This is a genomic window from Micromonospora sp. NPDC051227 (assembly GCF_044455385.1).
GTDB lineage: Bacteria > Actinomycetota > Actinomycetes > Mycobacteriales > Micromonosporaceae > Micromonospora.
In genome coordinates, this window is record NZ_JBITET010000004.1 from 422203 (window position 1) to 437178 (window position 14976).

Below are 14976 nucleotides of genomic sequence, written 5' to 3' on the forward strand. Positions count from 1 at the left end.
ACTCCTCGGGGGGTGGTGGGGCCTGGGGTGGGATCATCCTGCCCGTCGGCGGTCGCGGAGGGGATGGCCGGTACGTCAGGCGTCCATCAGCCGCCCGGTTTGTCCACGGCCGAGCAGTGATGCGCCCCATCCCCGCCCGCGCCGCAGGCATCGTGTTGTGTGCGACCGTTGTCTAATACAGGATCAGCAGGGCACTCGGAAGGAGCCCGACATCACCAGCGAACTCCCGCGTCTCGCGGCGGTGACCCGGCCGCACCGGGGGGCCGGCTTGGCCGGTTCCCCAGTCGTGCCGTACCCGCACGGTGGCCTGGCGCGGCACGCCAACCTGCCGCCGGGTGAGCGGCTGCGGGTGCTGCTGGTGGAGGACGACGAGGGCGACGCCTTCCTGGTCGGTGAGCTGCTCGCCGAGACGAACTCGATGATCGACCTGCTGGTCGCCAGCAGCCTCCGGGAGGCGCGGCAGCGGATCAGCGACGTCGACTGCGTTCTTCTCGACCTGGGCCTGCCCGACGCCCAGGGGCTGGACGGGCTGCGCCAGGTGTTGGAGATGTCCAGTGGCGCCGCTGTCTGTGTGCTGACCGGCCGCACGGACGAGCACCTGGGCGTCGTGGCGGTCGCCGAGGGCGCCCAGGACTACCTGGTCAAGGGCCAGGTCGACGGGGTGCTGCTGACCCGGGCGCTGCGCTACGCCGTGGAGCGTAAGCGCGCCGACGAGAACGCCCGCCGGTTGCGCGAGGTCGAGCTGCGCCAGGCAGAGTCGGCCCGACTCGAACGCGGCCTGCTGCCCCAACCGCTGATGACGACCGACCAGGTCGCTGTGCACACCTTCTACCGGCCGGGCCGGCACGCCGCGTTGATCGGCGGAGATTTCTTCGACGTGGTGCAGACCCACCCGGACCGCCTCGACCTGATCGTCGGCGACGTCTGTGGGCACGGGGTGGACGAGGCCGCGCTCGGGGTCGAGTTGCGGGTGGCCTGGCGCGCCCTGGTGCTCGCCCGCGTGCCGGACGACGAGGTGCTGCCCGCCCTGGAGCAGGTGCTCATGAGTGAGCGTCGCCTCCAGGAGATCTTCGCGACGGTGGCCACCGTCAGACTGGACCTGGACGCCAACCGGGCCACCGTCCGACTGGCCGGCCACCCGCCACCGCTGCTGCTCTCCGGCGGCCGGGTCGCCCCGGTGCCCGCGCCCGGCGGCCTGCTGCTGGGCGTACGACCTCGCCGGCCGATCGCCTACGACCTGGAGTTCGACACCGATGACTGGTCCCTGTTGATGTACACCGACGGCCTGATCGAGGGGCGGGTGGGTGCCGGCAACGAACGGCTCGACGTGCCGGGCCTCTGCGGCTTGCTGGACGAGCCGGCCAACCGTTCGGTGCCGCTGCCCGAGTTGCCGGCCTGGCTGGTCGGGCGGGCCGAGCGGCTCAACGGTGGCCCGCTCGCCGACGACGTGGCCATGCTGCTGGTCAGCCGGGGCGGTGGCCGGTGAGGCCGGTGGTCGGCGGCTGGAGTCTCCGCCGCCGGGTGATCACCCTGCTCACCGTCGTGGGCTTTCTGTTGATCGGGCTGGCCAGCGCGGAAGCGGCCATGGCCGCCCGCAACCGCACCCAGATCGACGCGGTCCTGAACGAGACCGGCCCGTTGCGGGTGCAGTCCCAGGAACTGCTCAACGCGCTGCTCGACCAGGAGACGGCGATCCGCGGGTACGCGGTCAGCGGCGACCAGGACGACCTGAACCCCTACCGGGAAGGGCTCGCCCAGGAGCAGAGCGTCACCGCCTCGATGCGGACGCTGCTCGACGACTATCCAGGGATCAGCCAGGAGTTGCGGACCGTCGAGGAGCGCGTCACGCAGTGGCGACAGTCGGTCGCGGAGCCGGTGATCGCCACCACCGAGCAGAGCGGCACCACCGCTGGCCAGGCGTTGGTCACCGAAGCGGCCCGGCAACAGTTCGACGAGGTGCGCTCGGCGGTGAACGACCTCCAGGCGGAGGTCCTCGCCGCCCGGGAGCAGACCGCCACCAACGTGCGTACCAGCAGCAACGTGCTGGTCGTCCTGCTGATCGTGGCCGCCCTGGTGGTGGTCGTGGCCGGTGCGGTGCTGCTGCTCTCGCTGGACCGGATGGTGGTCCGGCCACTGACCGCCCTCGCCACCCAGGTTCGCGAGGTGGCAGAGGGCGACTACCAGCACCGCATCGCCACCGTCGGCCCGCCGGAGTTCATCCAGCTCGGCGAGGACGTGGACGCGATGCGGCAGAAGATTGCCGCCGACCTGGCCGAGGTCCGGGCCGCCCGCGAACGCATCGAGTGGGTCAACAGCCAGCTCCAGAAGCAGGCTGAGGAGCTGACCCGGTCCAACCGCGACCTGGAGCAGTTCGCGTACGTGGCCTCGCACGACCTCCAGGAGCCGCTGCGTAAGGTCGCCAGCTTCTGCCAGCTGCTCCAGCGCCGTTACGCCGGGCAGCTCGACGAGCGGGCCGACCAGTACATCGCGTTCGCGGTGGACGGCGCGCAACGGATGCAACGCCTGATCAACGACCTGCTCGCGTTCTCCCGGATCGGGCGGCTCACCACCGGCTTCGTCGAGGTCGACCTCAACAAGGTGATGAGCGACGTGGCTGGCCAGACCGAGGCCGCCCGGCAGTACGCGGACGCCGAGTTGACCTGGACCGAGCTGCCGGTGATCTCGGGTGAGGAACCGCTGCTCACCAACCTGCTGGCCAACCTGGTGAGCAACTCGATCAAGTTCCGCCGTCCGGATGTGCCGTCGAAGGTGCACGTCTCGGCCCGGTTGGTGGGCGCCGAGTGGGAGATCACCTGCCAGGACAACGGCATCGGGATCGAGCCGGAGTTCGCCGACAAGATCTTCGTGATCTTTCAGCGGCTGCACTCGAAGGACGCGTACCCGGGCACCGGCATCGGGTTGGCGATCGTCAAGAAGATCGTCGAGTACCACGGAGGCCGCGTCTGGGTGGACACCGACGTGCCGGAGGGCACCGCGATCCGGTTCACCCTGCCGGCGCTTCCCGAGGACGTCACGGCGGCGGCAGCCGCCGACTCCGCGGGGGAGCCGAACGACCCGACCGTGGGCGACGCGACGCCCTCGACCGAGGCTCCGGCAGCGCTGACGGAGCAGGCCGACGGGCCGGACCAGCCGGACCGGGCCGACGAGACGCTGGAAAGCGGTAGAACGGGTGACATGAGGGAGACGGTGGGATGACCGCGCCGGCGGATGGCAAGAGCCCGATCGAGGTCCTGCTCGTCGAGGACGACCCGGGTGACGTGCTGATGACCCAGGAGGCGTTCGAGGAGCACAAGCTGCGTAACCGGCTTACCGTCGTCTCCGACGGGGCCGAGGCGCTCGCCTACCTGCGCCGGGAGGGTCAGTACGCCGACACGGTGGCGCCCGACCTGATCCTGCTCGACCTCAACCTGCCCCGGCGCGACGGCCGGGAGGTGCTGGAAGAGATCAAGAAAGACCAGGACCTGCGCCGGATCCCGGTGGTGGTGCTCACCACCTCGCAGGCCGACGAGGACATTCTGCGCAGCTACCAGCTGCACGCCAACGCCTACGTGACCAAGCCGGTTGACTTCGAGCGCTTCATCTCGGTGGTCCGTCAGATTGACGAGTTCTTCGTCAGCGTGGTCAAGCTGCCGCCGCGTGGCTGACACCCTGCTGGACGACGTCGGTGGCCTGCTCTGGGAGGCCGCCGACCAGGTCGTGCTGCCGCTGTTCCGCAAGCTCGACGACGATGACGTGTCGGAGAAGGCGCCCGGCGAGGTGGTCACTGTCGCCGACCGCCGGGCCGAGGAGCTGCTCTCGGCGGGGCTGCGCCGGCTGCGGCCGGGCTCGATGGTGGTCGGCGAGGAGGGTGTCGCCGACGATCCGGGGTTGCTGCGGCACTTGCACGACGGCGGGGACGTCTGGCTGGTCGACCCGGTCGACGGGACCGCCAACTTCGCCGCCGGTCGCCGGCCGTTCGCCCTGATGGTGTCGCTGCTGACCGAGGGGCGACCGACCGCCGGCTGGATTCTCGACCCGCTCGCCGGCACTCTCGCCGCCGGCTCGGTGGACGAGGGCACCCTGCTCAACGGTCGGCCGGTGGACGGCTCCGGCCCGGTGCCGCCGCTCGGCGAGCTGCGCGGCGCGGCGATGACCAAGTTCCTGCCGCCGGAGACCCGCGACCGGGTCCGCGCCGGCGGGCGGCGGCTCGGTGAGCTGCTGCCCGGCCAGCACTGCGCCGGTCGGGAGTACCTGGACATCCTCACCGGCGAGCAGCAGTTCGCCCTCTTCTGGCGCACCCTGCCCTGGGACCACGCCCCGGGCACCGTGCTGGTCCGCGCCGTCGGGGGTGTCGCCCGCCGGTTCGACGGCGTCGACTACCACCCCGCCGACGACGGCCGTGGCCTGCTCGTCGCGGCCAACGAGCAGGTCTGGGCCGAGGTGCGCGACGCGCTCCTGAGCACCTGATCGGCGCGCTGCGCAACCGCGTTGGGACGCTCCGTCGACATCGAGACGGCCCGAGGGTCAGCGGGCTGGTCACCGGCCCACGATCCGGTATCGTGACCGGCGGTCTCCGCCAGCAGGCCGCCGACCGGCGCCGCCGTGCAGTGTTCATCGGGGGCCGGCGGTCGACGGAAGGACGCTTTCGTGCCCAGGACCAGGCTCAGCCCGCGGCTCGGTCGCCGCGCTCTGTTCGCAGTGCTCGCCGCCGTCGCGCTGGTGCTCGGCGGTGCCGCCGTGCCCGCGTACGCGGAGCCGGGCGAGGGCGGCAGCAAGAAGTTGCAGGACGCGCTGGAGCTGACCGCCAAGGGGCACATCGAGGCCAAGGCCAAACTGGACAACTCCAAGCGTCGCCAGACGGCGCTGACCGGCGAGCTGACGACGCTGGAGGGTCGGCTGGTCGGGCTCAGCAGCCAGGTGGGCGAGGTGGCCGCCCAGTCGTACCGGGTGGGTCGGCTGAGCGCCGTCTCGATGCTGCTCAACACCGCCACGCCGGAGGCGTTCCTGCAACGTGCAGGCGACCTCGACCTGATGGCCCAGCGGGACAGCAAACGGCTGCGTGACCTCACCGAAGCCCGGCAGCAGGCGCAGCAGGCCAAGGTCGCCATCGACGCCGAGGTCCGCGAGCAGCAGAAGCAACTCGCCGTGATGGCGAAGAAGAAGAAAGAAGCCGAGGAGGCGCTCGCCGAGGTCAGCTCCGGCGGCAGCAACGGTTTCAGCGGTGGCAGCTCCGCCTCGGCGAAGCCGGCGCCGCGTAACTCCGACGGGTCCTGGCCGTCGGAATCCTGCTCGGTGAAGGACCCGACCACCTCTGGGTGCATCACTCCGCGCACCCTCAACGCGCTCAAGCAGACCCAGGCAGCCGGCTACAAGCGGCACGTCTCCTGCAAGCGCAGTGGCGGCAGCGGCGAGCACCCGAAGGGGCGGGCCTGCGACTTCTCGGCCGCCACGAACGGCTTCGAGGACAAGAACGCGACCGGCGGCGACAAGGCGTACGGGGACAGCCTGGCCGCCTGGCACGTGCGCAACGCCGACCGGCTGGGCGTGCTCTACGTGATCTGGTACCGGCAGATCTGGCATCCCGGCACCGGTTGGCGCTCGTACAGTGGAAGTGGCTCTCCGGCGGCGTCCCACACGAACCATGTTCATCTCTCGATGTACTGACCCGAAGCACCAGCTTCGCTGCGTACCATCGCGACGATGAGCTCCCCACCGTCCGACGTAGCGGCCCTGCCGGCACCCCCGGTCCCGCCCGTGCCGGTCACCGGCCGGGCGCTGCCCACCGGCCTGGCCGCCTTCCTGGTCTTCTTCTCCAGCGGTGCCGTGCTGGTGCTGGAGACCGTCGCACTGCGACTGGTCGGCCCGTACGTCGGGGTGACCCTTCAAGTGACCAGCTCGGTGATCGGCATCGCGCTGGCCGCGATCGCGTACGGGGCGTGGTCCGGCGGTTGGCTGGCCGACCGGCGCAACCCGCGAGGCCTGCTGGCACCGGCGCTGGTGCTGGCCGGCATCGCCACCGCTGTCACCCTGCCCGTCGTCCGGTACGCGGGTGAGGTGCTGCGCGGTGGTGCGGCCAGCGGCATCCTGTTGCTGGTCGCGTTGGCGGTGTTCGTGCCGGCCGCGCTGCTGGCCGCGGTCACCCCGCTGGTCGTGAAACTCCAGCTCGCGGACCTGCGCCGCACCGGCCAGGTGGTCGGTCGACTCTCCGGGATCGGCACCCTGGGCGGCATCACCGCCACCCTGCTCACCGGGTTCGTGCTGGTCGCCGCGCTGCCCAGCACCGTCATCCTGCTGGCCCTGGCGCTCGCGCTCGGGCTGGTCAGCATCGGCCTCGGCTGGTACCTGCGCCGGCAGGAGCCCACCGAGCTGCCCGGTCCGGCCCGGGCCCGGGCCGCGCTTGCCGTGCTCGGCCTGGCCGGGGCGGGGCTGACCACCGTGGCGCCCAACCCGTGCGACATCGAGACGGCGTACCACTGCGCCCGGGTCACCGCGGACCCCGCCCGGCCCAGCGGGCGGACGCTGCTGCTCAACTCCGCCCAGCACTCGTACGTGGACCTCGCCGACCCGAAACACCTGGAGTACGCGTACACGAAATGGATCGGCGCGGTCGGCGACGTCGCCGCACCGGCCGGTCAGCGCCTGGACGCGCTGCACCTGGGCGGCGGTGGGTTCACCGTGCCGCGCTACCTGACCGCGACCCGACCGGGCACCGACAACCTGGTGTTCGAGATCGACGGCGGGCTGGTCGAGCTGGGTGAGCAGGAGCTGGGCGTACGGCCGGGGCCGGAGCTGCGGGCGGTGGTGGGTGACGCGCGGATGCTGGTTGCCGGCGAACCGACCGACAGCCGTGACCTGGTGGTCGGTGATGCGTTCGGGCACCTGGTGGTGCCCTGGCACCTGGCCACCCGGGAGATGGCCGCCGACGTGCGGCGGGTGACCCGCCCCGGCGGCGTGTACGTGCAGAACGTCATCGACTACCCGCCGCTGCGGTTCATCCGCGTCGAGTTGGCCACGGTGGCCGCCGAGTTCGGGCACGTCGCGTTGATCGCGCCGCCGGAAGCGCTCGCCGAGGAGCAGGGCTCCAACTTCCTCATCGTCGGCTCCGACGCACCGTTGCCGCTGGAAGCCGTCCGGGCCCGGCTGGCCGAGGTGGACCCGAAGGTCAGCCTGCTCTCCGGCGCGGCGCTGACGGACTTCGTCGGCGGGGCGATGGTGTTGACCGACGACTACGCCCCGGTGGACCAACTGCTGGCCACCGCCTGATCGGGTGACAATCCTGACCGATTCCGATACTCCAGGTGTAGGCGGGCCGTTCCTGGGCAACATCGCTCACCATGGGTGGTGGGGACCGAAACGGCGCGCAGTTGCTCGATGAGCGGTACCGGCTGATCGAGCAACTCGGCGCGGGCGGCATGTCGGTGGTCTGGCGTGGCTACGACGAGGTGCTCGGCCGCCAGGTCGCGGTGAAGGTGCTGGCCTCCCGGCTGGCCAGCGACCGGGCCTTCCGCCACCGCATTCGGATCGAGGCGCAGGCCGCCGCCCGGCTCTGCCACCCCAACATCACCAATGTGTACGACTACGGCGAGTCCGAGCAGGTCGGTCTGACCGTGCCGTACGTGGTGATGGAGCTGGTCGACGGCGCTTCGCTGGCCAGCCGGTTGGGCCGGGAGAGCCAGCTGTCGTGGCGGGAGGCGGTGACCATCGGCGCCGAGGTCAGCTCGGCGCTGGCCACCGCGCACGCTCGCGGGGTGGTGCACCGCGACGTCACCCCGGGCAACGTCATGCTCACCTCGACCGGGGTCAAGGTGGTCGACTTCGGCATCTCCGCGCTCGTCGGGGAGAGCGAGAAGGGCCCGGACGGCGCGCTGTTGGGCACTCCCGCGTACCTCGCCCCGGAGCGGTTGGACAACGGCCAGGTCTCCCCGGCCACCGACGTGTACGCCGTGGGGCTGCTGCTCTACCGGATGCTCACCGGCCGACTGCCCTGGCAGGCCAGCACCACCACCCAGATGCTGCGCGCCCACATGTACACCGAACCGGAGCCGATGCCCACCGTCCCGGGGCTGCCCGACGGGGTGGCCGACCTGGTCGGACGCTGCCTGGCCAAGCGGCCCGCCGACCGGCCGGCCACCGCCGAGCTGACCCGGACGCTCGCCGAGGCGGCCGGCATGCTCGCGGCGGTGCCGGTCTCCCCGGCCGCCGGGCCGCTGGACGCGGCAATGCTCGGCAGTGCGCGTACCACGATTCTGCCCTGGTCGGCGGCGACCGACGCGTTGCCGCTGTCACGGACCCGCAACCGTCGGACGCAGCAGCGGGTGACCCGGCGGCGGCGGGTGGAGGCCGGAGTGGCCGCCGTCGGGCTGATCGCGGTCACCGGGGCCATGTGGGGGTTCACCTCGCGCAGCCCGGCCAGCGGCGGGGACCGACCGACGACCGAGGCTCGGATGGGTCTGCCGGCGGCGGCGCCCTGCGAGGTGGCGTACGCCTTGCGCAGTGACTCCGGCAAGGACTTCGCCGCCGAGCTGACCCTGACCAACAGCGGCAAGCAGGACCTGCGGGACTGGACGATGAGCTTCACGTTCCCCGGCCAGCAGACGGTGACGAAGGCGGAGCCGACGCCGGTGCACCAGCAGGGGAGCACCGTGCTGATCCGGCCGGCGGCCCAGCGCACCACGCTGGCGCCCGGCGCGGCCGAGAAGGTGACCATCGCGGGCAAGTACAGCGGGGCGAACCCGTTGCCGGTGGAGTTCCGAGTCGGCGACGCGACCTGCGGGGTGCGAGTCTCCGGGGTGGCCGGCAGCGCGCCGTCCACTGTCCCGCCGAGCAAGGCGGCCACGGTGAAGGCCCCGCCGAAGAAGGCGACCGTCCCTAGCGGCTCTGGTTCGGGCGGGGGTGCGACGAAGGCCAAGCCCGCGAAGCCTCCCAAGGCTGCCGGCAAGCCGGGCAAGGGGACGGGCGGTGGTGGTCCGGGAAAAGCGGAAAGGTGACCAAAGGGCCGGGTGGTCACCGGAAATGACAGGGCCACACCGTGTGGCCACGCCCCAGGGCCGTCCGACCAGTTGGTCCGACGGCGCTCCGCAGGCCGGCCGGCGCACACCAGGTCAGCCCAAGCCCGCGAACCGCTGCACCTGGTCGATCCCACCTTCGACGATGAGCACCCCGCCCTGGGGAAGCGCGGTGTCGTCGGAGGTGTACCGGAAGCGTTCGCCCGGCAGCTTGGCACCGACCACGCGTACCCCGAAGCGCTCCTCCGGTTTCAGGTCGAGCAGTGTGCGCCCGACCAGGGACTCCGGCACCCGGACGGTGGCGATGGCGAAGTCGTCGTCGAACTCGATGAAGTCGAGCAACCGGCTGACGATCAGGTGCGCGACCCGGTCCCCGGTCTCCGCCTCCGGAAAGATCACGTGATGCGCGCCGACCGACGCCAGGATCTTGGCGTGCTTCTGCGAGGTGGCCCGCGCCCAGATCTGGGGCACACCCAGCTCGACCAGCGCCAACACGGTGAGCACACTCGCTTCCACCGAGGCACCGATGGCCACCACCGCCCGCCCGAAACTGGTGATGCCCAGCTGCCGCAGCGCCCCCTCCTCGGTCGCGTCGGCCTGAACCACCCGGTCGAGCTGCGCCGACCAGCGCTGCACCTTCGCCGGGTTGCGGTCGATGGCCAACACCTCGCGGTCCATCCGGGTCAGCGACCCAGCCAGGTGGCAACCGAATCGACCCAGCCCGATCACCACGATGCCGCCGCTGTCCGCCCGTCTAGCCGACACCTCGGCCCTCCCTGCTCCCAAGCGCGTGGTTCCGGCGTGCGGGCCGGCCGACACTTCCGAAACACGCCCTAGCCGACAATGGGTTGCTCCTGGGGATAGCGGTAGAGGCGGCGTCGGGTGTTCAGGGCGATCGCCGACCCCAGGGTGAGCGTCCCGACGCGGCCGATGAACATCAGCACGGTCAGCACCAGCTGGCCGCCGACCGGCAGTTCGGCGGCCAGACCGATGGTCAGACCGGTGGTGCTGAACGCCGAGGTGATCTCGAACAGGGCCGCGACGAAGCGGACACCCTCGGTGAGCAGCAGCAACAGCATGGTCCCGGCAGTCACCAACGCGACGCTGAGCAGCGCCACGGTGACCGCCTGCCGCTGGCTCGCGGTGGCCACCCGCCGGTGCCCGATCGTCACGTCGGGTTGGCCCCGCAACTCCGCCCAGATGGTGAACGCCAGTAGGAAGAACGTGGAGACCTTGATGCCACCGGCCGTGCTGGCACTGCCGCCGCCGATGAACATCAGCACGATCAGCAGCGGATAGCTCTCCTCCTGAAGAGCGGCGATGTTCAGAACGCTGTAGCCGCCGGTGCGGCTCAGTGCGATCTGGGTGAACGACGCGAGGATCTTCCCGGGTACGTCGTACTGGCCGATCGTGCTCGCGTTGGTCCACTCGGCGGCGAGCAGGCCAGCGAAGCCGACCAGCAGCAACGCCGCGCTGCCCCAGATGGTCAACTTCGTCGCCACCGCCCAGTGCGCCGGCTGCCGCCACTCGCGGACCGCCTCGAAGAGCGCGGGAAACCCGAGACCGCCGATGATCGCGCCGATCGCCAGGGGCAGCGACACCCACGGGTCACGGCTGAAGGCCAGCAGCCCGTCGGTGTAGAGCGCGAAGCCACCGTTGTTGAACCCCTGCACGGCGTGGAAGGCACCCGACCAGAGGGCCCGCCCGAACGGATAGTCGTAGGCCAGCCAGAGCCGACCGGCGATCAGCACGGTCATCACCGCCTCGCAGGCGAAGACGGTCAGCGCGATCCGGCGGAGCAACCGGCCCACCTCACCGATGCCGAACTCGGCCGTCTCGGCCTGCACCAGCAACCGGTTTCGCAGTCCGAGCTGGCTGGAGACCACCAGGATGACCAACGCCGCGACAGTGAGGATGCCGAGGCCGCCGAGCTGGGTGAGCAGGGTGATCACCACCAGTCCTCCGCCGGACCAGTAGTTCGGCGTGTCGGTGATGGCCATGCCGGTGACCGACACGGCCGAGGTAGCGGTGAAGAGCGCTGTGACCACGGGTGGGCGTACGTGTTCCACGGTCGCCCAGCGCGCCATGAGCAACAGGGTGCCGAGCAGTATCGGCACCAGGAACGCGAACGGCACCAGTCGCACGGGATTGCGGGAAAACCGGCGCACCAGACAATCTTCCTGTCCGCCAGCGGCCCCGGAGTGGGAACGGGCATTCCGGAGATTCATCTGCCGGCCAGCCATCGACCAACTCCTGGCAAATCACGGGCGGTCTGCTTACCCGGACCACCGATGACAGGAGACGGCGTTGCGACGTACCCTCTCGACCCTCGGCGTGGCCGGCGTTCTGCTCGCCGCCGCCGTGGCCCTGCCGACCATCGCGGCCGCCGAACCGGCCACGAACGCGGGCCACTCCCGGGCCAACGACCGACCAATCGTGATCGGTCACCGGGGCGCCAGCGGCTACCGACCGGAGCACACGCTGGAGGCGTACCGGTTGGCGATCCGGATGGGTGCCGACTACATCGAGCCGGACCTGGTCTCCACCTCCGACGGCGTGCTGGTCGCCCGGCACGAAAACGAGATCTCCGGCACCACTGACGTGTCGACCCGCCCGGAGTTCGCGTCCCGCAAGGCGACGAAGACCATCGACGGTGTCGCGGTGACCGGTTGGTTCACCGAGGACTTCACCCTCGCCGAGATGAAGACGCTGCGGGCCAAGGAGCGGCTGCCGCAGGTACGCGTGGCGAACACCGCCTTCGACGGCCGCTTCGAGGTGCCCACCCTCCAGGAAGTCATCGACCTGGCCCGGACCGAAGGGCGGGCACGGGGCCGCACCATCGGCATCTACCCGGAGACCAAGCACCCGAGCTACTTCGCCTCGATCAAACTGCCGCTGGAGGAGCCGCTGCTCCGGGTGCTGCGGCAGAACAAGCTGGACCGGAAGAACTCGCCGGTCTTCATCCAGTCGTTCGAGACGGCCAACCTGCGTCGCCTGAGCCGGCTGACCGACGTGAAGCTGGTCCAACTGCTCGACGCGACCGGCCGCCCCTACGACTTCACCGTCGCCGGTGACGCCCGCACCTACCAGGACCTGGCCACGCCGGCCGGCCTGAAGTGGATCGCCGGGTACGCCGACGGCATCGGCGCGAACAAGAACCTGATCGTCCCCCGGAACGCCGCCGGCGCCCTGCTCGCCCCGACCACAGTGGTACGCGACGCGCACCGGGAGCACCTGCTCGTGCACTCCTGGACGTTCCGCGCCGAGAACCAGTTCCTTCCGGCGGACTTCCGGATCGGCGCCGACCCGAACGTGCGCGGCGACATCACCGCCGAGTACGAACTCTTCCTTGGCCTGGGCCTCGACGGTGTCTTCAGCGACCACCCGGACACTGCCGTCGCCGCCCTCGCCGGTCTCTCCACCCGCCCCGGCCACTGACCCACTCCGAGCCTTGGCCCGAAGCTGACCCGCTCCCGGCCGGGCACCGGGCCGACCTGGCTCGGGCCCACGAGCTGGCCCGTCGTCCGCCACCCGGACGGCGGGCCAGCGGCACGTCCGCCCACCCAGGGGTCCGGCCAGGTGGCCTCGCGGGCGCGGGCAGCACCTCGCGGACGCTATGGAGTTGATGCCGTAAACGAATTGCACTCGCTCCGAAGATCGCATCGAGCGTGGATGCAGTGGCCGCCAACGTCTAGTGACACCACTGCGCAGGTCTCAATTGGTCTGGCCCCGCGGTTGGCCTGCGTGCTTTGCCGGCCCATGGCTGGCCGCATCGTGGCCAGCGAAGATGGCGGGCCGACACGCCGCGCAACCCTTCCCATGCGTACGGTTGTTCGACAGTATGGGCCCGTCGAGCGGAAGGAGAAGCGCATGGCAGACAAAAGCGCCATCGAGTGGACGGAAGCAACCTGGAATCCCACCACTGGTTGTGACCGCATCTCGTCGGGCTGCGATAACTGCTATGCGATGACTCTCGCCAAGCGCTTGAAAGCTATGCGCTCGGCCAAATATCAGACCGATGGAGACCCACGCACCTCCGGCCCCGGTTTTGGCGTCGCCCTGCACCCTGATGCCCTCGATATTCCTCGTCGCTGGCGTGACCCACGGACCGTCTTCGTCAACTCCATGTCGGATCTGTTCCACGCCCGGGTTCCACTCACCTACGTGCAACAGGTTTTCGCTGTCATGCGCGAAACCCCCAGGCATACCTTCCAGGTGCTCACCAAGCGCGCCGCCAGGCTGGCGAAGGTCGCCCATCAGATCGACTGGCCGGCGAACGTCTGGATGGGCGTGAGCGTCGAGGATCACGCTCAGCGGGAACGGGTCGCCCAGCTCCGCGAGGTGCCGGCCGCGGTACGTTTCATCTCGGCTGAGCCGCTGCTGGGGCCACTGGTCGACCTGGATCTCGACGGCATCGGCTGGCTGATAGCGGGGGGCGAGTCGGGGCAGGGCTGCCGCCCGATGGAGCCAACGTGGGTGCGTGACCTCCGGGATCAGTGCGTGTCTGCTGGCACGGCCTTCTTCTTCAAGCAGTGGGGTGGGCGTACGCCGAAACTTGGCGGCCGGCACCTCGACGGTCGGACCTGGGACGAGATGCCGGCCCCGCGCCTACTTGTGCAGGCATAGGGGCCGCCGCGGGTGGGGCCCGGCTCAAGGCCGCCAGAGGACTTCCTTCCAGAAGTCACCGGTGCCAGGGCTGCTGATCCGGCCCTGTCGATGCAGCGACTTGACGGCCTGTCGTACATGTGGTGCCCAGGCGTGCCCAAGTACGTCACCGTAGACCTCTGGCACATGATCGACGATCTTGACCGTAGAGGTCTGTTCGAGCAATTTGATGATGTTCCGCTCGATCGCACCTGACCAGCGAGGGGCGTTCTCGGCCTTGTACTGCTCGGCGTCGAAGACGGGACCGTCGCCGAACAGCGTCTCCGCTACGTGGTCGCCCCGGCGGATCTGCTCCCGGACCCACGCCTCCTCCCATTCGACGCCAGCCTTGCCGAGGGTGTCGGCGAAATGCCAGGCACCTTCGCCATGGGTGGTGAACAGGGCGAGGACGTATTTCGGGGCGAGACCCGGGCGTGGGCGCACCGGCATCTGCACCGCCTGGTAGTTGGACCCCTGGGTGAGATCTCGGGCGTACCTGTCCGCAACCCGGAGTGCGACGTCCGTGGCGCGCTGGTCATCGCCCGCATCCGACACCTCGGCGAAATAGCTGCGCCACCAGCCGCTACCCAGGAATCGATCCAATCGCGCGGCCGTCCTCCGGTCGCTCTCCGACAGCCCACCCGATCGACTCTCGGCAACGTGGACGGCCCGTCCCATCCGAGCCACGGTGGAAACGCTGAAGTGCAGTAGCAATTCGGTCGGCGGCCAGTTGGGGCCCCCGAGCAGCCGCGTCCGGATCAGATCGAAGTCAAGAGCCGGCCCGAAGGGATCGAGAAAGGCGAAGAGCGAGGCACCCTTGGCTAAGGCCAGCACCTCGGGCAGGTGCTGGTCAAGGGTGCCCTGGCGAAGTTCACGTCGAACCACCCCGCCCTTGTCGCGGAGCACCTGCTCCAGGTTCGCGTAGCTGTCCGGATCCTGCTCGACGAAGAACGCGAGCACGTCGCGGAAGCCTTGAACGAACTCGGCGCACCGGGACAACAGCAGCGGAGATCCCGGCTCTCCACCGTCGTACTCGCCTCTGCCGGCGTAGCCGTCGAGGAAGACGATCGGGTTGCCCTGCCCTGTCTTGGAGGCGAAGACCACGGGATAGCGCTTGAGGATGCCGTGCTTCAGTACGGCCGCTGCCTTCTTCGACCGAAAAAATTCGTCGTTGTTGGACAACGGCCCTCCTGTGACACTCACGTGCGGTCATGAGAAGGTAGCGCTGTGTTTCTGAGCTCGCTGCCCCACGGAAGGGGTCACTCGGATCGCCAGCGGCGTCCCCGGCGTAGACGCAGGCGGGCAGAGGCGCCGGTGCCGGTTGAGG

The 14976-nt window shown here is 70.1% G+C and carries 12 protein-coding genes; 9 read left to right on the forward strand and 3 right to left on the reverse strand.

Going from position 1 to position 14976, the window contains the following annotated elements:
- Positions 1-286: 286 nt before the first annotated feature.
- The 7 genes from ACIA47_RS13445 to ACIA47_RS13475 all read left to right on the forward strand — a co-directional run bounded on the left by ACIA47_RS13445 (position 287) and on the right by ACIA47_RS13475 (position 8987).
- Positions 287-1486: a PP2C family protein-serine/threonine phosphatase gene (locus ACIA47_RS13445; RefSeq protein WP_396708237.1), complete on the forward strand. Its 1200-nt coding sequence runs from the start codon at positions 287-289 to the stop codon at positions 1484-1486.
- Complete coding sequence (locus ACIA47_RS13450) at positions 1483-3216, forward strand: ATP-binding protein (RefSeq protein ID WP_396707860.1); 1734 nt, start codon at positions 1483-1485, stop codon at positions 3214-3216. Before ACIA47_RS13445 ends, ACIA47_RS13450 begins: the two co-directional genes overlap by 4 nt.
- Complete coding sequence (locus ACIA47_RS13455) at positions 3213-3665, forward strand: response regulator (RefSeq protein ID WP_203120153.1); 453 nt, start codon at positions 3213-3215, stop codon at positions 3663-3665. The genes ACIA47_RS13450 and ACIA47_RS13455 overlap by 4 nt, the downstream gene beginning before the upstream one ends.
- Positions 3658-4467 carry an inositol monophosphatase family protein gene (locus ACIA47_RS13460; RefSeq protein ID WP_396707863.1) on the forward strand — a complete coding sequence of 270 codons (810 nt, stop codon included), beginning with the start codon at positions 3658-3660 and terminating at the stop codon, positions 4465-4467. The genes ACIA47_RS13455 and ACIA47_RS13460 overlap by 8 nt, the downstream gene beginning before the upstream one ends.
- 180 nt (positions 4468-4647) lie before the next feature.
- A complete protein-coding gene (locus ACIA47_RS13465) occupies positions 4648-5664 on the forward strand; it encodes a hypothetical protein (RefSeq protein ID WP_203120163.1) in 1017 nt (338 codons plus the stop codon).
- Positions 5665-5700: 36 nt separating this feature from the next.
- Positions 5701-7263 (forward strand): fused MFS/spermidine synthase, encoded by a 1563-nt coding sequence (locus tag ACIA47_RS13470; protein WP_396707865.1) that lies wholly within the window; start codon positions 5701-5703, stop codon positions 7261-7263.
- Positions 7264-7334: 71 nt separating this feature from the next.
- Positions 7335-8987 carry a serine/threonine-protein kinase gene (locus tag ACIA47_RS13475; RefSeq protein ID WP_396707867.1) on the forward strand — a complete coding sequence of 551 codons (1653 nt, stop codon included), beginning with the start codon at positions 7335-7337 and terminating at the stop codon, positions 8985-8987.
- Positions 8988-9101: 114 nt separating this feature from the next.
- Here the strand turns inward: ACIA47_RS13475 and ACIA47_RS13480 are convergent, their stop codons facing one another.
- Both ACIA47_RS13480 and ACIA47_RS13485 read right to left on the reverse strand, forming a co-directional pair.
- Entirely contained in the window at positions 9102-9770 is a 669-nt protein-coding gene (locus ACIA47_RS13480) for a TrkA family potassium uptake protein (protein WP_203120172.1), read from the reverse strand.
- Positions 9771-9838: 68 nt separating this feature from the next.
- The gene (locus ACIA47_RS13485) at positions 9839-11173 is read right to left on the reverse strand and encodes a TrkH family potassium uptake protein (protein ID WP_396707869.1); all 1335 of its coding nucleotides are present in this window, start codon (positions 11171-11173) and stop codon (positions 9839-9841) included.
- 139 nt (positions 11174-11312) lie between these two features.
- Between ACIA47_RS13485 and ACIA47_RS13490 the strand changes: the two genes are divergently transcribed.
- Both ACIA47_RS13490 and ACIA47_RS13495 read left to right on the forward strand, forming a co-directional pair.
- Positions 11313-12443 (forward strand): glycerophosphodiester phosphodiesterase, encoded by a 1131-nt coding sequence (locus ACIA47_RS13490; RefSeq protein WP_396707871.1) that lies wholly within the window; start codon positions 11313-11315, stop codon positions 12441-12443.
- Between the two features lie 432 nt (positions 12444-12875).
- Positions 12876-13631 carry a phage Gp37/Gp68 family protein gene (locus ACIA47_RS13495; RefSeq protein WP_203120175.1) on the forward strand — a complete coding sequence of 252 codons (756 nt, stop codon included), beginning with the start codon at positions 12876-12878 and terminating at the stop codon, positions 13629-13631.
- Positions 13632-13655: 24 nt separating this feature from the next.
- Here the strand turns inward: ACIA47_RS13495 and tcmP are convergent, their stop codons facing one another.
- Positions 13656-14831 carry a three-Cys-motif partner protein TcmP gene (tcmP, locus tag ACIA47_RS13500; protein WP_396707873.1) on the reverse strand — a complete coding sequence of 392 codons (1176 nt, stop codon included), beginning with the start codon at positions 14829-14831 and terminating at the stop codon, positions 13656-13658.
- Between the last annotated feature and the right edge of the window lie 145 nt (positions 14832-14976).

What these genes read in the sequence shown, in the direction of transcription:
- ACIA47_RS13455 (WP_203120153.1), top strand. Translation starts at nt 3,213, where the DNA reads ATGACCGCGCCGGCGGATGGCAAGAGCCCGATCGAGGTCCTGCTCGTC.
- ACIA47_RS13470 (WP_396707865.1), top strand. Translation starts at nt 5,701, where the DNA reads ATGAGCTCCCCACCGTCCGACGTAGCGGCCCTGCCGGCACCCCCGGTC.
- ACIA47_RS13475 (WP_396707867.1), top strand. Translation starts at nt 7,335, where the DNA reads ATGGGTGGTGGGGACCGAAACGGCGCGCAGTTGCTCGATGAGCGGTAC.
- ACIA47_RS13495 (WP_203120175.1), top strand. Translation starts at nt 12,876, where the DNA reads ATGGCAGACAAAAGCGCCATCGAGTGGACGGAAGCAACCTGGAATCCC.